Here is a 24,543-nt window from a genome sequence, read left to right as displayed (position 1 = left end):
GTCCGTATTGTGTCACCGTTGAGTACCGTAAGAACTATAAAACTGGAGCGACACACGAGGTTCGAACTCGTGACCTCAACCTTGGCAAGGTTGCGCTCTACCAACTGAGCTAGTGTCGCATTGGTTGCGGGGGCCGGATTTGAACCGACGACCTTCGGGTTATGAGCCCGACGAGCTACCAAGCTGCTCCACCCCGCGTCCGTATTGTGTCACCGTTAAGTACCGTGAGAACTATGAAACTGGAGCGACACACGAGGTTCGAACTCGTGACCTCAACCTTGGCAAGGTTGCGCTCTACCAACTGAGCTAGTGTCGCATCAACAACGTTTCCGCTGTTTAGGGCTGCGAATTATAAGAGCATTTTTTTGTGATGCAAGTCCTTCCTTCAAAAAAACTTTATTTTTTTACTGAACGACGAAAAAGCAATCAAAAGCGATATAAATTACAACAATTTGGATCGCAACCTTAACAGTTAAATCTTGAAAATAGTACCTCGATAGTACTTAAGTTCTGCGATGGACTCACGAATGTCGTCCAAGGCCAAATGTGTTCCCTGTTTTGTGAACCCATTTAGCACCTCAGGTTGCCAGCGACGTGCTAGTTCTTTAAGAGTACTAACGTCAACATATCGGTAATGGAAGAACTCTTCCAACTCAGGCATATGCTTGTATAAAAAGCGGCGATCCTGCCCAATGCTGTTACCACATATTGGCGACGCCCCTTTTGGCACCCATTTTTCTAAAAATTCAATGGTTTGTGCGACTGCGTCTTGTTCTGAGATTTGACTGTTTCGAACGCGCTCCACCAAACCGCTTGCCGTATGCGTATTAGTACACCAGTCGTCCATTTTCGCCAGTTCTTCTTCCGGCTGATGAATCGCTAACACTGGACCTTCAGCCAAAATATTTAGTTCGCTATCCGTGACAATAGAAGCAATTTCGATGATTTTGTGCGTTTCAGGATCAAGCCCTGTCATCTCTAAATCAACCCAAATTAGGTTTTGATCGCTAAAGGACATGGTTACGCCGCCTATTTGTTTATCGATAAAAGAGGTACTATACCTCAAAATACGAGAAACACGATACTCATACACGGAGCCAAGAGTACGGCTCAACCATTTGAGTAAATTCACATAAAGTACAGAATTGTGGCAAAGAAGAAAAAGTTAACCAAAGGTCAGGTGCGACGCGTACGTAGCAACCAACAAAAGCGTTTGAAGAAGCAAGAAGATTCCATCCAGTGGGATGAAAACATGCTAGGCGCCAGCAAGCAAGGTCTCGTGATCACTCGTTTTGGTCAGCACGCGGACATTGAAGACCTTGAAACAGGCGAAATTCAACGCTGTAACCTCCGCCGTGGTATTGAGTCTCTAGTATCTGGCGATCGTGTTTTATGGCGCGAAGGATTGGAGTCTATGGCGGGCATCTCTGGTGTTGTTGAAGCGGTAGAACCTCGCTCTTCAGTGCTCACTCGTCCAGATTATTACGATGGTCTAAAACCCGTTGCAGCCAATATTGATCAAATGGTCATTGTCTCTTCGGTATTACCAGAGCTATCGCTAAATATTATTGACCGCTATCTCGTTGCATCAGAAACACTGAATATTGCGCCATTGTTGGTCTTAAATAAGGTCGACCTTCTAGAAGCCGATGACCGTGCAATGTATGAAGAATGGCTCAAAGAATATGAACGTATTGGCTATAAAGTGCTTCTGGTCAGCAAGAAGTCTGGAGAAGGCATTGCTGAACTAGAAACCCTACTGCGTGATCGAATTAATATCTTTGTTGGTCAATCAGGCGTAGGGAAATCCAGCTTAGTCAATGCGTTAATGCCGGAACTAGAGAGCGAAGTGGAAGAAGGTGAAGTCTCTGAGAACTCTGGCTTGGGCCAACACACCACGACGGCTGCACGTTTATACCACATTCCAACGGGTGGCGATTTGATCGACTCACCTGGAGTACGTGAATTTGGTCTTTGGCATTTGGAAGCAGAAGAAGTAACAAAAGCATTCGTTGAATTTCGACCATATTTAGGCGGTTGCAAGTTCCGAGATTGTAAACACAATGATGACCCAGGCTGCCTTCTACGTGAAGCTGTCGAGAACGGGGAAATTAACGAAACTCGCTTTGAAAACTATCATCGCATTTTGGAAAGCATGGTTGAAAATAAAGCAAATCGTCAGTATTCACGTAATAAAAAAGCCGATCTGTAATTGAGTTAAGGCTGTAACTGTGTAAAAAGTCTTCACCTAATACTGACAAGCAAATTAAATTTCAGTAACATCACGCGCCCTAAAGCGCGAATCTAACAGAAGTATCGGAATTAAAGATGGACAAGTTTAAAGTTGGACTGCAGTACTGGATCCCACAACACGGCCTCACTCGCCTAATGGGTAAACTGGCTTCAGCAAAAGCTGGCGGTCTAACAACAGCAGTTATTCGTTGGTTTATCAAACAATACAATGTGAATATGGATGAGGCAAAGCACTCAGATCCTAAGCATTTTAAAACGTTCAACGAGTTTTTCGTTCGTGAGCTAAAAGAAGGCGCACGCCCAATTTCTGAAGGCGAAAACGTCATCACTCATCCAGCCGACGCTTGTGTTAGCCAGTTTGGCCCTATTGAAGATGGTCAACTTATCCAAGCAAAAGGTCATCACTTCTCAGCACAAGAATTGCTGGGCGGTGACGCGAATTTAGCGGACGAATTTAAAGATGGTTCTTTTGCAACATTGTACCTATCTCCGAGCGATTACCACCGTGTACACATGCCATGTGACGGCACTCTGCGCCAAATGATTTACGTACCAGGTGACCTGTTCTCAGTAAACCCTCTGACAGCAGAAAACGTACCGAACCTATTTGCACGTAACGAGCGTGTGGTGTGTATCTTCGATACTGAGTTTGGTCCAATGGCACAGGTGCTTGTTGGTGCGACAATTGTTGGTAGCATTGAGCAAGTATGGGCTGGCACGATCACTCCGCCTCGTGGAAACACTGTCTACAAATGGAATTACCCAGCAGAGGGTGACAAGGCCGTGATCTTGAAAAAAGGCGAAGAGATGGGCCGCTTCAAACTGGGTTCTACTGTTATTAACCTGTTTGCCAAAGACGCGATTGAGTTTGACGCAAGCATGGAAAACGGTAAGCCAACCGTTATGGGCACACCTTACGCCTTGAAAAAATAAGTAAAACACCGTTAAAGAGCCCTTTATTAAGGGCTCTTTTTATTGATAAAAAGCAAAACTCCGTTCGAAATTTAGCCTCTATTTCTCAAACTCATACCTGCCTCTAAGACCCTCATTCCACAATCAATTATCCTGCGCTTAGAATGAATATTTAGAGGGGCAGCCAATGCCAAAGATGAGTGTAAACACGTTGGCGAAATTGCTGGTGTGCTTTTTAATTCCGCTCGGTGTTTTGATGATGCCGATCGATGCTATTCCTATTGACGATCTCACTTTAATTCAGCATCGCCTGTTGGCTATTTTTCTTCTTGCTGCTCTACTTTGGGTTCTCGAGCCGGTTCCCGTTTTTGCTACGTCCATTCTTATTATCGCTCTTGAACTGATCATGATATCGGATAAAGGTTTGCATCTATTTCGCAATCCACCAGCGGGGCATGATTTAGGAGAGTTAATTGCTTACACCGATATTTTCTCGGCCTTCTCTTCACCGATCATTATTCTTTTTATGGGTGGTTTTGCTCTCGCGATTGCGGCTTCCAAATACGAGCTCGACAACAACCTCGCCCGAGTTCTATTAAAACCATTCGGCACACAACCTAAGTTCATAATGCTGGGCTTGATGTTAATTACCGCCGTTTTTTCAATGTTTATGTCCAATACTGCCACGACCGTGATGATGCTAGCCCTGCTTGGCCCCATCGTCGCTTCAGCACCTAAAGGGGATTTAGGCATTAAAGCACTGGTGTTGTGTATTCCAATTGCCGCGAATACAGGCGGCATTGCGACTCCGATAGGCACACCACCTAATGCGATAGCGCTTCAATATCTCACTGGAGAAAACGCGATAGACTTCCTATCGTGGATGACAATGGGTCTACCATTTGTGTTGGTACAACTCACTGTAGCTTGGTTCTTGTTGCAAAAGCTGTTTCCGTCTAGCGAACCAGAAATGAAACTAAAGCTAGATGGTACATTCAAAAGGAGCTGGCGTGCGATCGTCGTCTACATCACTTTTGCACTAACCATTTTGCTTTGGATGACAACGAAAGTGCATGGCATGAATACATATGTTGTCGCGATTATCCCACTAGCAGTGTTCACGTTAACGGGCATTATGGGAAAAGAAGAGCTCAAGCTGATTAACTGGGATGTTTTATGGCTAGTTGCCGGTGGTATAGCAATTGGCATTGCCTTAGACAAAACGGGCTTAGCCGAAGCATTAGCGCACGCCATTGATTACAGCCTGCTATCACCATTTGCCGTTGTTTTAGCCCTATCGGTAGTGTGCTGGTTAATGGCGAACTTTATGTCTAATACCGCAACGGCAAACTTATTGATGCCTATTGCTGCCGCTATTGGTACATCCATGCCAAGCCTTATTGCGGTTGGTGGCCTACAAGGTTTACTGGTTGTCGTCGCCTTCTCCGCATCACTTGGCATGATCTTACCGGTTTCCACACCACCAAACTCTTTGGCTTATTCAACAGGCCTCATCGAGAGCAAAGACATGGCGAAAGTAGGCCTGATTCTCGGTTTGATTGGTCTACTTATCGTGTATGGCGCAGTTTTGGTACTGTTTTAATCGAAGAGCTCCATGAAAAAGCGTGTTGTCATGGAGCTGCTCTCCAGCTACTGCCCTTACAGAGCGGCTTTTACATCCCATAAATTTCGTGCATATTAAGACTCCTCTACTCTACAAGGACGTCGACACATCATGGGTTACGAATGGCTTGCTTTATGCGCCGCTTTTCTGTGGGCAGTTTCTAGCCTAATTTCGGTCATTCCTGCACAACACCTAGGCGCATTTTCTTACAGCCGCTGGCGTATGGGCTGCACAGCCGTGATCTTATCAACAATGGCCTGGATAACTGGCGGCTGGTTAACGGTTTCTTGGGAACATGTAACGCCAATGATGGCCTCAGGACTGATTGGTATTTTTATTGGCGATACCGCTCTATTCGCGTGTTTGAATCGTATGGGGCCAAGACAAGCCGGGTTACTCTTCTCTTGCCACGCCGTGTTCTCTGCCATCTTGGGCTACTTCTTATTTAGCGAAGTCATGACCACAATAGAACTACTGGGCGCATCATTGGTATTTAGCGGCGTGGTGATGGCGATATTCTTTGGCCGAAGAGGTCAAGTGAATAACGTCTTGGAAGACATTAAAGGTAACATCTGGGTGGGTATTGGACTTGGCTTAACCGCAGCAATGTGCCAAGCATTGGGCGGCATCATCGCCAAGCCAGTAATGCAAACCAGTATTGACCCAGTTGCGGCTTCTGCTATTCGAATGATCAGTGCCTTTTTCGCCCACAGCATGTTGTTAATTCTAGGAGTCAAAGTCGCTCGCTCGACGCAACACATTACTTGGCGCATATTTGGTATTACTGCGCTTAATGGTTTCTTGGCGATGGCCGTCGGCATGACGCTAATCTTATACGCACTACAAGAAGGAAATGTAGGTATGGTTGCACTTCTATCTTCAACCACGCCAATTATGTTGCTACCACTGCTCTGGATTTACACTAAACGCCGACCAAACCGATTTGCATGGTTGGGCGCAGCCCTAGCTGTGATTGGTGCGGGCATATTGGTTCAGTAACCTTACAGACCAGCCCTTACTGCCAGATACAAAAAAGCCCGAGTTTAAACTCGGGCTTTTGTCATTCGGAGCCGTTAGTTAATTATTTAACTAGTACTTCACCCGTCATTTCTGCTGGGATTTCTAGACCAGCTAGAGAAAGCATGGTTGGTGCAAGGTCAGACAGTTTACCGCCTTCTTTGAATTCAACCGCTTTGTCACCTACATAGATTAGAGGTACTGGTAGGTTAGTATGAGCAGTGTGGATGCCGCCAGTTTCAGGGTCGATCATCATTTCTGCGTTACCGTGGTCCGCAGTGATCAATAGTTGACCGCCAACTTCTTTGATTGCTTCAACCACTTTACCCACACTTTCATCTAGAGCTTCGATTGCTTTCTCAGCCGCTTCATAAACGCCAGTGTGACCAACCATATCTGCGTTCGGGTAGTTACAGATGATGGTATCGAACTTACCAGACTTGATAGCCGCAACCATCTTATCTGTTAGTTCTGGAGAGCTCATTTCAGGCTGCATGTCGTACGTTGCAACTTTTGGTGAAGCAACCAATTGACGCTCTTCCCCTTCAAATTCGTTCTCAACACCACCGTTGAAGAAGAAAGTCACGTGTGCGTATTTCTCTGTTTCAGAGATACGTAGCTGAGTTTGACCTTGTTTAGATAGCCACTCACCGTAAGTGTTTTCTAGAGACGCAGGTGGGAATGCGATAGCTAGAGGGATATCAGCCGCGTATTGAGTCAGCATCACAAAGTTGATTGCTGGGAATACTGCACGCTCAAAGCCGTCAAACGCAGGAACGAATGCACGAGTGATTTGACGTGCACGGTCAGCACGGTAGTTCATGAAGATAACCGCATCACCATCTTGCATGATTGCGTCTTCTTGACCTTCCGCTTTGATAGCTGTTGCTTTAACGAATTCGTCGTTTTCTTCACGAGCGTAAGCCGCTTCTAGACCTGCAACTGCCGTTTCTGCTGTGAACTCAGCTTTAGCTTGAGTTAGAAGATCGTAAGCAACTTGGACGCGATCCCAGTTGTTGTCACGGTCCATTGCGTAGTAACGACCTACTAGAGAAGCAACGCGGCCTTTACCTAGTTTCGCAAATAGGTCTTGGAAACGTTGTAGTGAGTTTTCAGCACTACGTGGTGGTGTGTCACGGCCGTCTAGGAAGCAGTGTAGGTAGATTTTCTCTGCGCCACGCGCCGCTGCCATTTCAACTGCAGCGTAAATGTGGTCTTCGTGAGAGTGAACACCGCCTGGAGACATCAGGCCCATGATGTGTACTGCTTTTTCAGCTTTCACAGCAGAGTCGATTGCTTCAACTAGCGCAGGCGTTTGTTCGAACTCACCATCAGCAATTGATTTAGTGATACGAGTCAGGTCTTGGTATACAACGCGGCCTGCACCAATGTTAGTGTGACCAACTTCAGAGTTACCCATTTGACCATCAGGAAGGCCAACATCCATGCCTGAAGCAGAGATTAATGTGTGTGGGTTATTCGCAATCAGAGCATCCATTACTGGTGTTTTCGCATTCGCAATTGCGTTACTTGCTGTGTCTTCACGGTAACCGTAACCGTCAAGGATAACTAGAGCCAGTGGCTTCTTAGCTGACATAGTGATGACCTCATCAAATTTAAGTAACTTTTGGCGTAGGGCCTCGCTGCCCTATCTAACCTTGAAACAAAACTAGCGTAATTTTACTACACTTTTTAACCAAAACTGTAGGTTAAGATCAAATAATGTTTGCGATTTATTGTTGCTATCTTACAAGTTAAGCGAACAACGAGTCAGTGCCGACAATCGTGTTCCACAAGCATAGTCATTTCTAATACGCTTTGTACACCCCAGTCTAAGTTCGGTTTTCTTACGCTTCTCATTCTTATTTTTGCACTTGAAACAGCGCTAATTTAAAGCAACATCAAACAAGATGGGTTAATACCTATTGTTCTCTTTTCTCAGTAAAACAGAAGTCACTTAAACCGATAAGTCCAATAGGCAAAAGCAATCAAGCTACCAGAGCGAAATGTACGGATAGTAAGGGCATAAAGGGTTTATAGAGATCTCAATTATTCGTTAGAAAATTTTAACCCTCTCGCCTAAGAGCCGTAACCTCGCTATACTCCTGCTTTATTTTTCCGCCAACAGCGTAAGAGCTCAAGACATGCAAGAGTACATTGAATTTTTCCAACAGAACATGATTCTATCTTTGGTTTGGGTAGGTCTTCTTGTCGCCTTTATCATGAACATCGTGAAATCAGCGACAGCCGCATACAAAGAAATCAACGTAAACCAACTGACTCATCTTATGAACCGTGAAAACGGCGTTGTAGTGGATATCCGTACCAAAGACGAGTTCAAAAAAGGTCATATCACCGACTCACTTCACATTTTACCGTCAGACATCAAAGCGGGTAACTTGGGTAGCCTTGAAAACCACAAATCAGACCCAATCATTGTTGTATGTAAGACAGGACAGACCGCTCAAGAAAGCGCAAACCTACTAGTAAAAGCTGGCTTCGAAAACGTGAGCCTACTAAAAAATGGTTTGATTGCGTGGAACGAAGCGAACCTGCCGTTAGTTCGCGGTAAGAAGTAGGAACGTGGCAAGAACGAAAGTTCGCGTTTAAACGCGCTTTTACCAAGCCTCGCGGACAAAAAACTGAGCAAATTGAAAGCAGTTGGAGCACTAAGTTGTGACGCTTTGCACGTAATACACGCTTCATCTAGTCAAGGTAGATTGGCTCAGTTAGTCTCAGGACATACCAGTTTTCTGAGCTTAGACGTTTCTAGGCTCAACAAATATTGATTTAAGGATTAAAAAATGGCTGAAGCAGCACCTCAAGACGCACAACAAAACTTCGCAATTCAACGCATCTTCCTAAAAGACGTTTCTTTTGAAGCGCCGAACTCTCCAGTAATTTTCCAGAAAGAGTGGAACCCAGACGTTAAACTAGACCTAGACACTCAAAGCCGTGAGCTTGGTGAAGGCGTTTACGAAGTTGTTCTACGCCTAACCGTTACTGTGAAGAACGAAGAAGAGACTGCGTTCCTATGTGAAGTTCAACAAGGTGGTATCTTCACTGCTGAACAAATGGAAGCTGGTCAACTTGCACATTGCCTAGGCGCATTCTGCCCGAACATCCTATTCCCATACGCTCGTGAAACTATCTCAAGCCTAGTCGTTAAAGGTACGTTCCCTCAACTGAACCTAGCGCCAGTAAACTTTGACGCGCTATTCATGAACTACCTACAACAGCAAGCTCAACAAGGCGAAGCTGAAGCGTAATTCACGTTTTATAAGTGACGAATAGCCACAGTGCTGACGTCACCGACTCAAATAAAATGCACAGAGCGTCTACCATTCGATGCAATGTGCATTTTTTATTTCTGACAAAAGTTCCTAGTTCCTAATCGCCAGAAGGCGTAAAATTTGACGATTAGGAACTAGATTCTACTAGTAGCAAGACAATTAGGCGGTAGCATGACACAAGCAAATACAAACAATGCTTACGGTAAAGACATCGCAATGACTGTGATTGGCGCAGGCTCATACGGCACCTCTTTGGCAATCTCACTCGCTCGTAACGGCGCGAACGTTGTCCTTTGGGGACACGAGCCAGAGCACATGGCTCGCCTAGAAGCAGACCGAGCTAACCATGCCTTTTTACCAGGTGTTGATTTCCCTGAAAGCTTGATCATTGAATCGGATTTAGAAAAAGCCGTTCAAGCAAGCCGAGATTTGTTGGTTGTGGTTCCAAGCCATGTCTTTGGCATCGTGCTAAACAGCTGTAAACCATTCTTGCGCGAAGACTCTCGCATCTGTTGGGCAACCAAAGGGCTTGAACCTGAAACGGGGCGCCTGCTGAAAGACGTCGCTTATGACATTATCGGTGAAAACTACTCACTAGCAGTATTGTCTGGCCCAACGTTTGCGAAAGAGCTCGCAATGGGTATGCCGACTGCAATCTCTGTTGCGTCTCCAGATTCTGAATTTGTTGCGGATCTACAAGAAAAAATCCACTGTAGCAAAACCTTCCGCGTATATGCCAATAGTGACTTTATTGGTATGCAATTGGGTGGCGCTGTGAAAAACGTTATTGCGATTGGTGCGGGTATGTCTGATGGTATCGGTTTTGGCGCCAATGCCCGTACTGCATTAATTACTCGTGGCTTGGCTGAAATGAGTCGCCTTGGTGCTGCGCTGGGTGCACAGCCAGAAACCTTTATGGGCATGGCGGGTTTAGGCGATCTTGTCCTGACATGTACCGATAACCAATCACGTAACCGACGCTTTGGCTTGGCATTAGGCCAAGGTAAAGACGTTGATACGGCTCAAGAAGAAATTGGTCAAGTGGTTGAAGGTTACCGCAATACAAAAGAAGTATGGCTACTTTCTCAACGTATGGGTGTTGAGATGCCGATAGTTGATCAAATTTATCAAGTATTGTATCAAGGAAAAGATGCGCGCTTAGCAGCGCAAGATTTACTTGCTCGTGACAAAAAAGCCGAAGGAAAGTAGCAATCTACCGCCCTTTGCAGCTCATCTGAGAAAAATTGAAGTTGTCGGGTCACGGAAGAACCACTCTGGATATTGAGAATGAAACACTGCGAAAAACAAAAAGTCTGGAACAAAATTGTCTCAGAAGCCCGTGAAATGTCAGAACAAGAGCCTATGCTGGCGAGCTTCTATCATGCCACCATTATCAAGCATGAAAGTTTGTGTGCCGCTCTGAGTTATATTCTGGCTAACAAATTGAACACCGCTTCCATGCCAGCGATGGCTGTGCGTGAAGTGGTTGAAGAAGCCTTTGCAGCTGATCCAACCATCACTGACGGCGCGGCTTGTGATATTTGTGCCACGGTCAATCGCGACCCTGCTGTTTCAATGTACTCAATGCCATTGCTGTACCTAAAAGGCTATCACGCACTGCAAGGCTACCGAGTAGCAAACTGGCTATGGAAGCAAGGTCGTCACGCTCTTGCGACTTACCTACAAAATCAGATTTCGGTAGCATGTCAGGTCGATATCCACCCTGCAGCGCGCATTGGTAGTGGCATCATGCTCGACCATGCAACAGGCATCGTGATTGGTGAAACTGCCGTGGTCGAAAACGACGTGTCTATACTGCAAGATGTCACCCTTGGTGGTACTGGTAAAGAATGCGGTGATCGTCACCCGAAAATTCGCGAGGGTGTGATGATCGGAGCTGGTGCAAAGATTCTTGGCAATATCGAAGTCGGTGAAGGCGCGAAAATCGGATCTTGCTCTGTGGTATTGCAAGCCGTGCCTCCTCACACAACGGTGGCTGGCGTGCCTGCAAAAATCGTCGGACGTCCAAAAACGGATAAACCCTCTCTCGATATGGATCAAGGCTTTAACGGCAAGTCGCAAAGCTTTATCCATGGAGATGGTATTTAATCGTCAACAAACCTTTTTGACAACAACGTGGTAGGTAACTCTCAAGTGCGAAAACAAAATCACCCTGTTCTACGCTCGGCTATTTTATTAACTTGTGCTTTATCTGCCACTTATCCCATTACCTCCTCTGCTGTGAGTCAGCAAGAGCTCAAAGGCGTATCCAGTGAGATAAGCCGTCAGCGCAAATCGCTCTCTTCCCAAGAAAAGCAGCTCAATGAGTTACAGAAATCATTAAAAGATCAAGAGCTTGGAATTTATAAGCTTGAGCGTGAAATACGACAAACCAAGTCTAACCTCGCACAAGCAGACAAAAACATAGAAAATCTAGAAGAGAAAATTGCCTTGCAAGAAGCACAGCGTCAAGAGCAAGAAGAAGAACTCAAACAGCTGCTGCAAACGTATTACGTAACCGAGCGAGCGAAGGCCAATGGTCACTTGTTAAATCAAGGTGTGGAAGAAGACCGCATGAGCCAATACTTCCAGCATTTAGCTAAAGCACGTGCTGAAGTGATTGATGCGATCACCAAAATAACCCAAGAATTAGCGCACAACAAAAACCAGCTCGAGCTAGAAAAAGAGCAAATCGAGACTCTGCTCAAGCAGCAATCCGAAAAACGTACAGCGCTAGCGAGTACACAATCCAAGCGTAAGCAAACCCTGAATAAAATTCAGAGCAGTATCAAGAATGACAAACGCTACTTAGCCGAGCTGCAACGCAACGAAACCCGTTTAAAAGCAGAGATCGCCAAAGCAGCGAAGCGTAATGCGGTGCCAATGGACGGACTCGGCAAACAGCGCGGTAAGTTGCCTTGGCCACTCAAAGGCAGTGTGTTACACAACTTTGGTACGCGACAAACTGGGCAGGTAAACTGGAAGGGTATGGTGTTGTCTGCCAACTATGGTCAACAAGTGAAAGCCGTTTATCCTGGTACTGTCGTATTTGCTGAGTATCTGCGCGGATACGGTTTAGTGGTACTGCTCGACCACGGAAAAGGTGACATGACCCTCTATGGTTACAACCAAGCGTTAACTAAAAAAGAAGGCGATCGAGTCACCGCCGGCGAAGTGATTGCTCTCGCGGGTGATACGGGTGGTCAAGACAGGCCATCGCTGTACTTTGAAATTCGTCGTAATAGTGAAGCGCAGAATCCGAAATCTTGGTTAAAACGCTGATTATCTGACTCATCGACTTATAATAAAAAAGGAGCCACTCGGCTCCTTTTTTGCATTCATATTTTGGAAAATGCTATGCGTAGTAGGTTTCTACCGCATCAATAAAAGCATGCACATCATCTTTGCTTAACGCGTTGATTCCTGCCGCCGCCTCTCGGCCCCCACCTGTCGGGAACTGACCACACACGGCCACGGCACCTTGTTTATTGTTTAACGGGGCACGAAGTGAAACCGTATAAGTCCCATCTGCATTTTCAGTAAGTACCGCATGCGCAGAGTCAGGGGTTTGGTTTGCCAGCCAGTTGCCATAAACACCACTGATTCGGCGTGATGCCGCCGTGTTTGGTAACTCAAACAACTTTAGCTTACCGCTCTCATGCATGGCAGGCACTGCGAGAGCCGCCTCCATGTCTTGTTGGTAAGCCGATTGCAATTGGTAGTATGGCGAGGCCGTATCTTCAATAGCTTCAAATGGTGACATGTACTTCAGCAAAGCTCGGTACAGCTCCGCAGGATGAAAGTGTAAATCTTCGACTTTCGAGCCGTAGCCGTTGTAGTTAATTAAAGTACCCAGCTCTTTTAGCTGCTCTTTCTGTTGCTGCGACAAGCCCGCGTTATTCGCTAACTCATCGGCTTTAGCAATCATGTTATCGCCATAAGCCGCCGTAATCGCCCAGTCATGAAAACGCCCATCAAGCAACTTATCGACAATCAACGCCGTGCACATGTTGGCATCGAGATCGATGTGCGCATCCAAATTACCATGCTGAGGAATGTCGCCCGCTTTGTGATGGTCGGCGTAAAAGACGTGAGCGCCTTGAGCCAAAGCTTGCTCTAGACCTGCCATGTTCTTTTCCATCGAAATGTCTAACACAGTCAGCTCATCACCCGCTTGCACGTCTACTTTTTCCACCAGTTTGATGTCGCGCTTTACACCGGTTATTAACTGGGCATCGACAGGATCAGCCAAACGTAATTGCAGAAGAGCAATGATGCCATCAGCATCACCATTAAAAATGTCGTAATTCATGGGGCGATAGTTCCTTTATCGAGAATCTTATCCCTGCAAGGGTTTTTAGCGTATGGGACTATTGTGCGTGGCATATTTGACAAGTCAACTCGAGCCACGACTCGAAAATGAGAGTGACTCTCGAAATATTAAGCAGTTTGACGTTTAACTGTGTAGATTGCTAACCGCATCTTCTAATAACAGTAGCTGCTCTAAGCCCTGCTCAGTTGCTAATGGCTTAACGACATTAAGCATCTGCAACATCCCTTGCTTCACCATTTGCTCAGTAATGTTGGTTTTTGAAGCCATCGCAGATTGATACGCCAACCAACTACACGCAATCAAGTGCAATGTACATACCAGTGACTTCAACTGTTGTTGATCGACATTCAACAGCTTCATCGTTACGAACTCTTGCATAATAGCAATGAGATTCGCTTGCAGCTTCTCTTGCACATCGATGTACTGCTCGTGTAGCTGTTCATCTCGTGACAAGATTTCTGGTAGGTTTGCGTAGAAAAAGCGGTATTTCCACATCAAGGTAAAAATAGAGTCTAGGTAGCTCTTCAGCATAGTCAGGCTCTCTTGCGAACCTTGAATAGGGGTAAATCTTTCTAAAAGTTCTGCTGAATAAAGCGCAAAGATCTCACGAACGATTTCTTGCTTATTGCGGAAGTGGTAATACAGATTACCAGGGCTAATTTCGATGTGATCGGCAATGTGATTGGTGGTGATGTTGCGCTCACCATGTTGGTTGAACAACTCCAGTGCCGCGTAGACGATTTTGTCGCGCGTTTTCATTGTTATCGTGTTCCCTCTTCATTAACGAATCGAGTATAGCGACTTCACCAACCTAGGTCGATAGAGGCTCCAAATCCGGTAACATAACAGACCAGTTAAGATACCAGTTGAGTTGGCGACAAGGTCTAACCAAGAAGTTTGTCGCCCTACATACCCTTGCAACCACTCAATAACGGCGCTGAATAGCAAAATACTAATCGCCACCGCCCAACGTTGACGCCAACGCCACACACAAAAACAACCTAAAAACGCAAAGCCGCTGTATGCCATAGCGTGCTGCATTTTGTCGAGATACACGATATTGCCCCAGTCTTGCAGTTCACCTGAACTCAGAGATAAAAAAGCGATCAATATGGCGTAGCTAAAGATGACGAAACGTGCAGCCGTCAGGTTCATTGGACGTCCTTATGCAATTGGAAATGGAAAGGCCGTCACTTGATCAATGTGGTCACAGCCTAGCGCCAGCATGATCAAACGATCGATACCCAACGCGACCCCTGCACAATCTGGCAACCCTGCTTCCAGTGCAGAGATCAGATGATAATCGATCGGCTGTGGTTTTAAACCCATTTCGATACGCTTTGCGTTATCTTGTTCAAAGCGCGCTAATTGCTCTTTCGGGTTATCCAGTTCATGAAATCCGTTCGCCAGCTCTATCCCCTTAAAGTACACTTCAAAACGATCCGCGACGCGATGATCTTGAGGATTGATTTTCGCAAGCGCCGCCTGTGATGCAGGGAAATCGTACACAAAAGCCGGCACGTCCTGACCAATTTTGTTTTCTACTCCCACGCTAAATAGTAGTTGCAGCAGCGTATCGCGATCTTCTTCTGGCTCAGCAATGTCACTCAAACCCAGCTTGCTTGCCGCCGCTTTCAGCTCAGTCATCGAGCCTTCCAGTGGACACACACCCAACACATCAATGAAGGCTTGCTGATACGTCATGCGCTGCGCTGCGCCACACTTCAATACCAGCTGCAACAGGTCATCCATTTCATCCATCAATTTATGATGGTCAAAGCCAACGCGATACCACTCCAACATCGTGAATTCAGGGTTGTGGTAGCGACCATTCTCTTCATTACGAAATGCTTTGTTGATTTGATAAATACAACCGCTACCCGCAGCCAAAAGGCGCTTCATATGGAATTCTGGGCTGGTCATAAAAAACAGCTTACTGCCATCGGCGTAGCCTGGGCCAACAAACTCGGTTTGGAAAGTATGCAAATGAATGTCAGTCACGGTTGCGTGACTCATGGCTGGCGTATCGACTTCCATCACCTGTCGGTCAGCGAAGAATTGTCGAATCGACGCGATTAACGTCGCACGTTGACGAAGTTGGTCAATGGAAGCAGTAGGTTGCCAGTTGGTTTGCATAACAAGTCTCTCAAACTTTAATTCAGCGAGGAAAGTCTCATTCTACATGCTTTTTACTCTTCAAGAAGAGAGGAATATCCCTTCTTCTTTTTACTAATGTGCTCGCAAATTTGAGGTAAGCATTACTCGTGCCGCAGAACAAAAAACACTCGGTTAAAATCCTATTATCCATGCGGTTAATGTCACGCAACACGGGTTTAACATCCCTAATGTTAATGCTTGAGGGCCAAAACCTCGATGCCGTGATAGCAGTCACATAACCTATAAATTCTATGCCCTTAAGTGCATTACCGAAGCAAAAACCCAATTACATCAATTTTTCTGCCATGTGGCTCATCTACACTAACCCTACTACTTTTGGGGAGTTCTTTTTAAGGAGCGCCTCGTAATGACAATAACAAGCGGATTTCCGCAATCACACACTGGAGGATAACTGTGCAAATTATCACCACAGATATCGCAGTCATCGGCGCAGGCGGCGCTGGTCTTCGTACTGCTATTGCAGCGGCTGAAGCAAACCCAGACTTAGAAGTCGCTCTGATTTCTAAAGTTTATCCAATGCGCTCCCACACGGTCGCTGCAGAGGGTGGCTCAGCAGCAGTTATCAAGGATGAAGATAGCTTAGACAACCACTTCAACGACACTGTTGGCGGTGGTGACTGGCTATGTGAACAGGATGTTGTTGAATACTTTGTAGAGAACGCGACTCGCGAAATGATCCAAATGGAGCAATGGGGTTGCCCATGGAGTCGTAAAGAGAACGGTGAAGTCAACGTACGCCGCTTTGGTGGTATGAAGGTTGAACGTACTTGGTTCGCTGCAGACAAAACTGGCTTCCACATGCTTCATACGCTATTCCAGACATCAATGAAGTACAGCAACATCAAACGTTTTGATGAGTACTTTGTGGTGGATCTGCTTGTTGATGAAGGCGAAGTTCAAGGTCTGATTGCTATTCACATGTCTGAAGGCGAGCTTGTTACTATCAAAGCAAAATCTGTTGTTCTAGCAACAGGTGGCGCGGGCCGTGTTTACCACTGTAACACCAACGGCGGTATCGTAACGGGCGATGGTATGGCAATGGCGTACCGTCACGGCGTTCCTCTACGTGATATGGAATTCGTTCAATACCACCCAACCGGTCTTCCTGGCACAGGTATCCTGATGACGGAAGGTTGTCGTGGTGAAGGCGGTATCATCGTTAACAAGAACGGCTATCGTTACCTACAAGATTACGGCATGGGCCCTGAAACTCCAGTTGGCCAACCGAAGAACAAATACATGGAACTGGGTCCTCGTGACAAAGTTTCTCAAGCTTTCTGGCACGAACAACAGAAAGGCAACACCATCAAACACCCACTGGGTGACGTGGTGCACCTAGACCTTCGCCATCTTGGTGAAGAGTACCTACAAGAACGTCTACCGTTCATCTGTGAGCTAGCAAAAGCTTATGTAAACGTGGACCCTGCAAAAGAGCCAATTCCAATTCGTCCAACCGTTCACTACACCATGGGTGGTATTGAAACGGACGGCGGTTGTGAAACTCGCATTAAAGGCCTATTCGCGGTGGGTGAATGTGCGTCTGTTGGTCTTCACGGTGCAAACCGTCTAGGTTCAAACTCACTGGCTGAGTTCGTGGTATTTGGCCGCGTAGCAGGTGAAAACGCCGTGAAACGTGCGGCAGAATTCAAAGGCTGGAACGACGCGGCAATTGACGCGCAAGTAAAAGCGGTTGAAGAACGCATCGCTAACCTAATGAACCAAGAAGGCGACGAAAACTGGGCAGAAATCCGCACGGAAATGGGTCACACCATGGAAGCGGGTTGTGGTATCTACCGCCAAGAAGATTTGATGCAAGCGACTATCGACAAAATCACTGAGTTGAAAGAACGCTACAAACGCATCAGCATCAAAGACAAAGGTAAAGTGTTCAACACTGACCTTCTGTACGCCATTGAAGTAGGCTACGGCCTAGAAGTCGCAGAAGCGATGGTTCACTCTGCGATTCTACGTAAAGAATCTCGCGGTGCGCACCAACGTCTAGACGACGGTTGTACAGAACGTGATGACGTGAACTTCCTAAAACACTCACTTGCTTTCTACAAGCCAGAGTCAGCACCAAGTATCGATTACAGCAATGTGACCATCACTAAGTCACAACCAAAAGCTCGTCTATACGGTGAAGCAGCAGAAAAAGCCGCGGCTGAAGAGAAGAACGCAGAGGAGCAAGCATAATGTCAGCAAATCGCATTCAAAAAGTAGACATCCTGCGTTACGACCCAGAAAAAGATGCAGAACCATACAAGCAAACATTCGAAGTCCCATTCGATGAAACCATGTCTGTACTTGACGCACTTGGTTACATCAAAGACCACCTAGACAAAGATCTGTCTTACCGTTGGTCTTGCCGTATGGCGATCTGTGGCTCTTGCGGCATCATGGTGAACAACGTACCGAAACTTGCTTGTAAGAGCTTCCTACGTGACTACCCAGACGGCGTGACTATCGAGCCTCTAGCGAACTTCCCAATCGAGAAAGACTTGATTGTTGATATGACGCCATTCATCGAGCGCCTAGAAGCAATCAAACCATACATCATTGGTAACGATCGTAAACCAGAAGACGGTACGAACTTGCAAACGCCAGAACAGATGGCGAAATACAAGCAGTTCGCTGGCTGTATCAACTGTGGTCTGTGCTATGCCGCATGTCCTCAGTTTGGTCTTAACCCAGAGTTCATCGGTCCTGCTGCACTAACGCTAGCCCACCGCTACAACCTAGACAGCCGTGACAACGGTAAAGATGAGCGCATGAAGCTTATCAACGGTGAAAACGGTGCTTGGGGTTGTACGTTTGTTGGTTACTGTTCTGAAGTTTGTCCGAAAAACGTTGACCCAGCAGCGGCAGTAAACCAAGGCAAAGTGGAGTCTTCTATGGACTTCGTGATTGCTATGTTGAAACCTGATGGTTCACCAAAGAAAGTGGAGGCATAAGGATGAGCAATCGTAAACCTTACGTTCGTGAAGTTAAACGCACTTGGTGGAAGAACCATCCTTTCTACCGCTTCTACATGCTACGTGAAGCGACGGTGCTTCCGTTAATCCTATTCACTCTGTTCCTAACTTTCGGTTTAGGTTGCTTGGTGAAAGGTCCTGAAGCATGGCAAGGTTGGTTAGCGTTCATGGCGAACCCAATCGTAGTCGCAATCAACATCGTTGCACTACTCGGTAGCCTATTCCACGCTCAAACTTTCTTCAGCATGATGCCACAAGTAATGCCAATTCGTTTGAAGGGCAAACCAGTGGACAAGAAGATCATCGTATTGACTCAGTGGGCCGCTGTTGCGTTCATCTCACTGATCGTTCTCATCGTGGTGTAAGGAGCTGAGCAATGAAACCGAATTATAGTGTAAACACATCACCAAAACGTTCTGATGAGCCAATCTGGTGGGGTCTGTTTGGCGCAGGTGGTACTTGGTTCGCGATGATCACGCCAATCACCGTTCTTGTGCTAGGTGTCTTGGTCCCACTAGGCGTGATTGACGCAGAAGCGATGAGCTACGAGCGTGTCTCTGCCTTCGCAACCAGCATCATCGGTGCGCTATTCATCATTGGCACGCTAGCATTGCCAATGTGGCATGCAATGCACCGTGTACACCACGGCATGCACGACCTTAAGTTCCACACTGGTGTGATTGGTAAAATTGCATGCTATGCATTTGCAGGCCTCATCACTGCACTAGCAGTTATCTTTATCTTCATGATTTAAGAGACTGACCAAAAAAAGAAAAAGCTGGCTAAATGCCAGCTTTTTTATTGCTTTGGGTTACCTATGATCTTTTTGCTTTTTAAGCTTTTGACCACCCATGATCTTATTGCTGTGCGACCTTCTTTGTCTGGTCCATAAGACCCAGAGCACCAAAGCCAGTAATCACATCTAGGTTTGTTTTCAAGCCCGTTTCGTCACTTCCACCAATGTAATTTTGTGGCATCTGAACTTGGAAGTTTTGCAAATTGTTGTACAGCGAGTTCGCTACGTCTCGATTCAATTCTGCCAAGTAAACTTCACGGTTTGCTCCTAACGCCGCATACTTACCTTTTAGGACTTCAGATTCTGCGCGACCTTTCGCTAATATCGCTTTCGCTTCAAACTCAGCAGAAAGTGCGTTCGCTTTTTGAATCGCTAAGTTAGCCTCTGCGATAGCTAGCTCTTTCTCCTTCTCTACTTCAGCAAGTCGTTTGGTTTTTTCCACTTCAACGATTTCACGCTCTGCAATCTGACGTGCAACTTCCACTTCTTTTTGCTGAGCAATAATTGCGAGTTCTTTACCACGCTGAGCGTCTTGCACCTCACGTGTTCGTTGAATCTCTTTGCGTAACTGCTCGGTCTCTGCCTGTGCTTTCGAAGTTTCTTGTTCCTGAATCGCGCGAATACGATCCGCCACTAAACGCTTTTTATCTGCCAATAGCTGATCTAATTGCTTTTCTGGCTGCGGGTCACCAATGGTCACCTGCGTCACTTGAATACCGTATTGTTGTAACGGATTGTCTTGACGAATTGGTTGCCCGGTTTTGTCTACGACTGGCACAGTTTTCCATACCAGTTGATTGGTGCGCTGTAATTGGTTCGGATTGGCTTGATTCGCCCCAACAGGCGCAAGATCCAACTCTTCCACTTCAACCTGACGTCGCTCTGTTAGATAAATCCCCTCTCGTAACTGATCGCCAAGTTTCGATTTGAATTGGTTCAAACCACCTTGGAAAAACTCTTCACCCGTGTATTGGGTTGCGGTAATCACCGTTACGTTACGTGCGTTCTTTACAAGCAGCGCATCGATCAAGTTACTGTTGTTGCGGAACTCTTTATGCATCTTCTTCACCGCTTCAGGGTCATTACTGAGCTTAAAGCGGAATGTTACGGGGATCTGACCAATATAGGTGTCGGCAAATCGAACCTGAATCGCATCAAGACGTTGATAAAAATCTTCGCCCTTGCTGTTACCGAATGACACGGTGATCACTTGGTCATACTTGGTGATTTTGGACAGAAATGGCATACGAAAATGAATGCCAGGTTCAGTAAACACATCCAACTCACCAGTAATATTATTCTGATGCACGTAGCTGTAACCCGCATCGGTCATCAGCACCGAGCTATTAATCGTTAAGCCTATTGCCAACAGCGGTACGCCAAATACGGCTGCTTTTAATCCTTTATGTAGTAACTGACGTCTTTCTTCCACCTTTAAACCCCTTCCTAAACCTCTGCTTTCCATTTTGTTCTCCTTTTTTGGATTGTTACTGAGTTAAATCGATAAAAATCAGATTGCTATGCAACTCAGCAACAAGTACTAATGTATCAAAATGTTACATTAAGGAATAATCGACAGATTCATGGAATAAATAAGATTTTTACGAATAATACAAAATCATCAAAAATTTGCGGAGGATATCGATGTTTTACGCAGAGGGATTAAAAGAGAAGAATCACAGGCAATAAAAAAGGCCGCCGAAGCGACCTTTCTAACAATCATATAAAGTGCTTACTTCACACGACCTACGTATTCAGCAGTACGAGTATCTACGCGAATCACTTCACCAATTGAGATGAACAGAGGAACACGAACAACAGCGCCAGTTGATAGCGTCGCTGGTTTACCGCCAGTACCTTGAGTATCACCTTTCAGGCCTGGGTCAGTGTCTACAACTTCTAGCTCAACGAAGTTTGGTGGAGTAACAGTAATTGGGTTACCGTTCCAAAGAGTGATCATACAAGTGTTGTTTTCTACCAACCACTTAGCGTTTTCACCTACCGCTTTTGCATCCGCTGCGATCTGTTCAAACGTTTCACTGTTCATAAAGTGGTAGAATTCGCCGTCTGAATATAGATAATCTAGGTCGATATCCATTACGTCTGCCACTTCACAAGTGTCACCAGACTTGAATGTTTTCTCTAGCACTTTACCAGAAAGAAGTTTACGAATTTTAACACGGTTGAACGCTTGGCCTTTACCTGGTTTAACGTATTCGTTTTCCAGAATTACACAAGGCTCGTTATCAAGCATTAACTTAAGACCGCCTTTAAATTCATTGGTGCTAACTGTAGCCATTTTTTCCTCTTACATTCTTAGAGCTAAATTCAATGCCGCACATAATAACCCGAAAAGTCGAATCTGTTGAGCAAAACTGGCTCAAACAGTTGGCGAATGGGATCTCTGATCCTGCAAAATTGCTCGAAATACTGGAAATTGATCCTTCACCGTGGCAAGACGGGTTTGCCGCGCGCAAGCTGTTTGCACAGCGTGTACCGCAAAGTTTTGTCGATAGGATGGAGAAAGGCAACCCTAAAGACCCTCTTTTACGTCAGGTTTTACCACTGAGCGACGAATTTGAGGTGCATCCGGGTTACTCCAATGATCCATTGGAAGAGCAGGACAATGAAGTCCCTGGCCTGCTACACAAGTATCGCAACCGCGCCCTGATGATTGTCAAAGGTGGCTGCGCGGTAAATTGCCGTTACTGTTTTCGTCGTCACTTCCCTTATCAAGAGAACAAAAGCGGGAAACAAGCCTGGACCAAGTGCTTAGAGTACATGGCACAACAACCAGAGTTGAACGAAGTCATCTTCTCAGGTGGTGATCCATTAATGGCAAAAGACGATGAGATTCATTGGCTTTTAGAGCACATTGCTCACATTCCTCACATCAAACGTCTGCGTATTCATAGCCGTTTACCTGTGGTGATTCCTGCTCGAGTCACTGATGAACTATGCCAACTTCTGCAAGCATCAAGGTTACAAATCATCCTCGTCACTCACATCAACCATGCCAACGAAATCAATGACGAATTTGCTGAACAGATGTTCAAGCTCAAAAGAGCGGGCGTTACGCTTCTAAACCAAGGCGTTCTGCTGAAAGGCGTGAATGATTCGGTAGAAGCTCAAGTGGCGTTAAGTGAGGCCTTATTTGACGCGGGTATCTTGCCTTATTACCTCCACGTTCTTGATAAGGTGCAAGGCGCAGCGCACTACTTTATTTCGGACGAAGAAGCGAAAGCTATTATGCGCGGACTCATCACGCGTGTATCGGGTTATCTGGTACCAAAACTCACACGAGAAGTTGGTGGCAGGCCAAGTAAAACGCCGTTGGATTTGCATTTAGAATAAGCTCTGACACTCAATTAAATTTGTCGTCTAGATTGATTATTTTTGTTCGCTTTGCACGGTAAGTCTATGCATACTCCGCACTTTTGGAGGTCAAGATGCATACAGCATTCGAACAAATTTTCGATCTTGGCCCATTCAGTTGGCCTGCCCTACTATGCTGCGCCATTAATGGGCTCATGATCGGTATAGAGCGCCAAACTCGTGGTAAACCGGTTGGCATTCGCACAGCAATATTAATTATTTCAGGCACCTACCTGTTTATGTCGATGGCAGTGTCGTTATCGCCAAATACACTTGATCAAGCACGAGTGCTTGGTCAGATCATTACTGGCGTCGGCTTCTTAGGCGCTGGCGTTATGATGACACTTGATGGAAAAATCCATGGCGTAACATCCGCGGCTGTAATATGGGTGCTAGCAGGTTTAGGTTTGATGATAGGTTTGGGTTATTTAACGCAGTCGGTGGTTATTACTCTCCTGACACTAACCGTGTTGTTAGGTGTGGATAAAGCAGAAAACCACATCAAAGCATTACGCCGCGGTGTTCATCAAAGAATTCAACAACGCAAAACTTCATCACGATTAATTAAATAGTTAACGCTCCGAGAAACTCGCTTCATCTCATCAGTAATTAAAGAGCCCTCGACAAACATCGAGGGCTTTCTGTATATAAAGATTCTGACTTTCTCAGGGATTACTTAGCAAAGTTGATGAGTGGGAAACACTTGAAGAAACCGTTATCCGCACAGTTCAAAAGACCAATTTGCACGCCATCGATTTGATCGGTCATGTTGAAGAAACCAAACTGGAAATTAGACTTCTTAGAGATACTCGCTAAGCCCACATCCGCCATGGTGTAGCCTTCAGAATAGTTCACCGCGCTCCAGTTCAAGCCTTTTACGTTGTTCGTAATGTTAACAGCACCCAAGTTAACACCCGTCGTCTGACCTTGGTTCCAGTTAACTAAGCCTAAAGACGCGCCTTTCATTTCTTGATTTACTTTTGCTGCACCAAAAAACAGACCAAAGTTCACACCTGTCGTACGATCCGTTTCTGACATACCAAGCAGTGAAAAGTCGACACCTTTAACCTCATTTACCTGCCCATGCAACACAGCTAAACGAACGCCACCTACTGAGGAATTAGAGGGTGCGTTTGTGTTATCGATAGTAGAGAACATCACAGGTGTACTGTCGGCTAAAGCAACAGGTGATGCGATAGCGGCTGCAACCGCCAATGACGTCATAAGCTTTTTCATTTTCATCTCCATGATGGGAAGCAACAATTTACAACATAGTGTAATGTTCAGATTTTGCTCTGTCCCCGTTCAAAAAGTGTTAGCAATAGGTCAGATTTAACCATCTGACTCAAAAGAAAAAATATTTCTCTTCGATTTTTTGCTTCTGAAATGGCGCTTTTTACGCTCAAAAATTTCATGATAAGCCACACCAGGACGTCATGTTTCTCAGGTGGCACGCATAAAAAAGTCGAGGCATCTGCCTCGACTTTTAAAGGTTTGGTCGGTTATCTTTCCGCTATAAGGGCTTCCTTAGAGCGATGAGATAAGCTGGCTGTCGGGTAAGGAACAGCCATTACTAGCCGTCCCTCCCCTAAGAACCGTACGTGCGAGTTTCCCCGCATACGGCTCAAGCCTTTATAAGTATCCACTAGAAATGGATACCAGCAACTTTGATGAAATAGGTTGAAGGAGTTGATTGGATTCAATTTTCACTTGGCCTACCTCTCAACTTTCGTGGTCCGCTCAATATCAACTAGCATTAATATTTTCGGTCAACATGAGCATGACAAAAA

The 24,543-nt window shown here is 45.8% G+C and carries 24 protein-coding genes and 3 tRNA genes; 15 read left to right on the top strand and 12 right to left on the bottom strand.

From position 1 onward, the window contains the following. Positions 1-43: 43 nt before the first annotated feature. From KJB35_RS26010 to orn, 4 genes are all read right to left on the bottom strand, one after another. Positions 44-119 (bottom strand) — tRNA-Gly (locus KJB35_RS26010). A gap of 2 nt (positions 120-121) precedes the next feature. Then, positions 122-198: transfer RNA gene (locus KJB35_RS26005), tRNA-Met, on the bottom strand. A gap of 42 nt (positions 199-240) precedes the next feature. Beyond that, a tRNA-Gly gene (locus tag KJB35_RS26000) sits at positions 241-316 on the bottom strand. Between the two features lie 156 nt (positions 317-472). Beyond that, positions 473-1,018: an oligoribonuclease gene (gene orn / locus KJB35_RS25995; RefSeq protein WP_017635574.1), complete on the bottom strand. Its 546-nt coding sequence runs from the start codon at positions 1,016-1,018 to the stop codon at positions 473-475. A 129-nt stretch (positions 1,019-1,147) separates the two neighbouring features. On the opposite strand from orn, the gene rsgA reads away from it, so the two are divergent. The 4 genes from rsgA (at position 1,148) to KJB35_RS25975 (ending at position 5,788) form a co-directional block, all read left to right on the top strand. After that, complete coding sequence (rsgA, locus tag KJB35_RS25990) at positions 1,148-2,212, top strand: small ribosomal subunit biogenesis GTPase RsgA (protein WP_005386419.1); 1,065 nt, start codon at positions 1,148-1,150, stop codon at positions 2,210-2,212. A gap of 116 nt (positions 2,213-2,328) precedes the next feature. Next, positions 2,329-3,186, top strand: coding sequence for an archaetidylserine decarboxylase (asd, locus tag KJB35_RS25985; RefSeq protein WP_054575296.1), 858 nt, complete (start codon positions 2,329-2,331; stop codon positions 3,184-3,186). A 166-nt stretch (positions 3,187-3,352) separates the two neighbouring features. Then, positions 3,353-4,768, top strand: a complete 1,416-nt coding sequence (locus tag KJB35_RS25980) for a DASS family sodium-coupled anion symporter (RefSeq protein WP_104975656.1) — start codon at positions 3,353-3,355, stop codon at positions 4,766-4,768. A gap of 132 nt (positions 4,769-4,900) precedes the next feature. Beyond that, positions 4,901-5,788, top strand: a complete 888-nt coding sequence (locus KJB35_RS25975; RefSeq protein WP_005386417.1) for a DMT family transporter — start codon at positions 4,901-4,903, stop codon at positions 5,786-5,788. 82 nt (positions 5,789-5,870) lie between these two features. Here the strand turns inward: KJB35_RS25975 and gpmM are convergent, their stop codons facing one another. Further along, entirely contained in the window at positions 5,871-7,403 is a 1,533-nt protein-coding gene (gpmM, locus tag KJB35_RS25970) for a 2,3-bisphosphoglycerate-independent phosphoglycerate mutase (protein ID WP_005381471.1), read from the bottom strand. A 547-nt stretch (positions 7,404-7,950) separates the two neighbouring features. On the opposite strand from gpmM, the gene KJB35_RS25965 reads away from it, so the two are divergent. The 5 genes from KJB35_RS25965 to KJB35_RS25945 all read left to right on the top strand — a co-directional run bounded on the left by KJB35_RS25965 (position 7,951) and on the right by KJB35_RS25945 (position 12,381). After that, a complete protein-coding gene (locus tag KJB35_RS25965) occupies positions 7,951-8,385 on the top strand; it encodes a rhodanese-like domain-containing protein (protein ID WP_005386415.1) in 435 nt (144 codons plus the stop codon). A 225-nt stretch (positions 8,386-8,610) separates the two neighbouring features. Further along, a complete protein-coding gene (secB, locus tag KJB35_RS25960) occupies positions 8,611-9,075 on the top strand; it encodes a protein-export chaperone SecB (RefSeq protein WP_005386410.1) in 465 nt (154 codons plus the stop codon). Positions 9,076-9,270: 195 nt separating this feature from the next. Beyond that, positions 9,271-10,308 carry an NAD(P)H-dependent glycerol-3-phosphate dehydrogenase gene (gene gpsA / locus KJB35_RS25955; RefSeq protein WP_005381474.1) on the top strand — a complete coding sequence of 346 codons (1,038 nt, stop codon included), beginning with the start codon at positions 9,271-9,273 and terminating at the stop codon, positions 10,306-10,308. A gap of 78 nt (positions 10,309-10,386) precedes the next feature. Beyond that, complete coding sequence (cysE, locus tag KJB35_RS25950) at positions 10,387-11,208, top strand: serine O-acetyltransferase (protein WP_005381475.1); 822 nt, start codon at positions 10,387-10,389, stop codon at positions 11,206-11,208. 27 nt (positions 11,209-11,235) lie between these two features. After that, positions 11,236-12,381: a murein hydrolase activator EnvC gene (locus tag KJB35_RS25945; protein ID WP_285357232.1), complete on the top strand. Its 1,146-nt coding sequence runs from the start codon at positions 11,236-11,238 to the stop codon at positions 12,379-12,381. 73 nt (positions 12,382-12,454) lie between these two features. On the opposite strand, the gene KJB35_RS25940 is transcribed toward KJB35_RS25945, so the two are convergent. From KJB35_RS25940 to epmA, 4 genes are all read right to left on the bottom strand, one after another. Continuing rightward, positions 12,455-13,411, bottom strand: a complete 957-nt coding sequence (locus KJB35_RS25940) for a DHH family phosphoesterase (protein ID WP_213961188.1) — start codon at positions 13,409-13,411, stop codon at positions 12,455-12,457. Between the two features lie 144 nt (positions 13,412-13,555). Then, positions 13,556-14,191 (bottom strand): TetR/AcrR family transcriptional regulator, encoded by a 636-nt coding sequence (locus KJB35_RS25935; RefSeq protein ID WP_005381480.1) that lies wholly within the window; start codon positions 14,189-14,191, stop codon positions 13,556-13,558. A gap of 21 nt (positions 14,192-14,212) precedes the next feature. Continuing rightward, positions 14,213-14,587, bottom strand: a complete 375-nt coding sequence (locus KJB35_RS25930; RefSeq protein WP_238842827.1) for a VanZ family protein — start codon at positions 14,585-14,587, stop codon at positions 14,213-14,215. Between the two features lie 9 nt (positions 14,588-14,596). Next, a complete protein-coding gene (epmA, locus tag KJB35_RS25925; RefSeq protein ID WP_005381485.1) occupies positions 14,597-15,568 on the bottom strand; it encodes an elongation factor P--(R)-beta-lysine ligase in 972 nt (323 codons plus the stop codon). 435 nt (positions 15,569-16,003) lie between these two features. Here epmA and frdA point away from each other — a divergent pair, with 435 nt between their 5' ends. The 4 genes from frdA to frdD are packed head-to-tail and all read left to right on the top strand — an operon-like array spanning position 16,004 to position 19,336. Then, positions 16,004-17,803, top strand: coding sequence for a fumarate reductase (quinol) flavoprotein subunit (gene frdA / locus KJB35_RS25920; RefSeq protein WP_115386347.1), 1,800 nt, complete (start codon positions 16,004-16,006; stop codon positions 17,801-17,803). Continuing rightward, entirely contained in the window at positions 17,803-18,561 is a 759-nt protein-coding gene (locus KJB35_RS25915; RefSeq protein WP_005381489.1) for a succinate dehydrogenase/fumarate reductase iron-sulfur subunit, read from the top strand. Before frdA ends, KJB35_RS25915 begins: the two co-directional genes overlap by 1 nt. Positions 18,562-18,563: 2 nt before the next feature. Further along, complete coding sequence (gene frdC, locus KJB35_RS25910; protein WP_005381491.1) at positions 18,564-18,947, top strand: fumarate reductase subunit FrdC; 384 nt, start codon at positions 18,564-18,566, stop codon at positions 18,945-18,947. Between the two features lie 11 nt (positions 18,948-18,958). After that, positions 18,959-19,336: a fumarate reductase subunit FrdD gene (gene frdD / locus KJB35_RS25905; RefSeq protein ID WP_238842825.1), complete on the top strand. Its 378-nt coding sequence runs from the start codon at positions 18,959-18,961 to the stop codon at positions 19,334-19,336. Positions 19,337-19,439: 103 nt separating this feature from the next. Here frdD and KJB35_RS25900 read toward each other — a convergent pair whose 3' ends face one another. Together KJB35_RS25900 and efp are read right to left on the bottom strand one after the other, a co-directional pair. Continuing rightward, positions 19,440-20,843 (bottom strand): SPFH domain-containing protein, encoded by a 1,404-nt coding sequence (locus KJB35_RS25900; protein ID WP_005386397.1) that lies wholly within the window; start codon positions 20,841-20,843, stop codon positions 19,440-19,442. Positions 20,844-21,110: 267 nt separating this feature from the next. Further along, a complete protein-coding gene (efp, locus tag KJB35_RS25895; protein ID WP_005381500.1) occupies positions 21,111-21,677 on the bottom strand; it encodes an elongation factor P in 567 nt (188 codons plus the stop codon). A gap of 32 nt (positions 21,678-21,709) precedes the next feature. Between efp and epmB the strand changes: the two genes are divergently transcribed. Together epmB and KJB35_RS25885 are read left to right on the top strand one after the other, a co-directional pair. Continuing rightward, positions 21,710-22,732 (top strand): EF-P beta-lysylation protein EpmB, encoded by a 1,023-nt coding sequence (epmB, locus tag KJB35_RS25890; RefSeq protein WP_053307395.1) that lies wholly within the window; start codon positions 21,710-21,712, stop codon positions 22,730-22,732. Between the two features lie 95 nt (positions 22,733-22,827). Next, positions 22,828-23,325: an MgtC/SapB family protein gene (locus tag KJB35_RS25885; protein ID WP_005381504.1), complete on the top strand. Its 498-nt coding sequence runs from the start codon at positions 22,828-22,830 to the stop codon at positions 23,323-23,325. A 100-nt stretch (positions 23,326-23,425) separates the two neighbouring features. On the opposite strand, the gene KJB35_RS25880 is transcribed toward KJB35_RS25885, so the two are convergent. After that, positions 23,426-23,989, bottom strand: coding sequence for a VC2662 family protein (locus KJB35_RS25880; RefSeq protein ID WP_005395435.1), 564 nt, complete (start codon positions 23,987-23,989; stop codon positions 23,426-23,428). Between the last annotated feature and the right edge of the window lie 554 nt (positions 23,990-24,543).

It is taken from the genome of Vibrio sp. D431a (assembly GCF_030248655.1).
In the GTDB taxonomy this organism is placed as follows: Bacteria; Pseudomonadota; Gammaproteobacteria; order Enterobacterales; family Vibrionaceae; genus Vibrio; species Vibrio alginolyticus.
Note: the sequence above shows the minus strand (reverse complement) of the source record. Positions and strands in the feature narration are given on the sequence as shown.